Genomic DNA, 517 nt, shown 5'->3' with positions numbered 1-517 from the left:
GCCGCCTACGCTCCCTTTAAACCCAATAAATCCGGATAACGCTCGGATCCTCCGTATTACCGCGGCTGCTGGCACGGAGTTAGCCGATCCTTATTCTTTAGGTACATTCAGCTCTCTACACGTAGAGAGGTTTATTCCCTAACAAAAGCAGTTTACAACCCATAGGGCAGTCTTCCTGCACGCGGCATGGCTGGTTCAGAGTTCCCTCCATTGACCAATATTCCTTACTGCTGCCTCCCGTAGGAGTCTGGTCCGTGTCTCAGTACCAGTGTGGGGGGCAATCCTCTCAGATCCCCTAGCCATCGTCGCCTTGGTGGGCCGTTACCCCGCCAACTAGCTAATGGCACGCATGCCCATCTATCACCTCCTCAGATTTGATCATAATATGATGCCATATCATGATGTCATGCGGTGTTAATCCGACTTTCGCCGGGCTATCCCCCTGTGATAGGTAGGTTGCATACGCGTTACGCACCCGTTCGCCACTCTCACCAACTTTGAGCAAGCTCGCCATTGG

Annotated in this window: 1 rRNA gene; it reads right to left on the bottom strand. The window is 52.8% G+C overall.

The annotated features are described in order from the left end of the window. Positions 1 to 517 (bottom strand): 16S ribosomal RNA (locus tag ACFSAH_RS14060); the annotation flags it as partial.

This window comes from Pseudopedobacter beijingensis (assembly GCF_042678145.1).
GTDB lineage: Bacteria > Bacteroidota > Bacteroidia > Sphingobacteriales > Sphingobacteriaceae > Pseudopedobacter > Pseudopedobacter beijingensis.
Note: the sequence above shows the minus strand (reverse complement) of the source record. Positions and strands in the feature narration are given on the sequence as shown.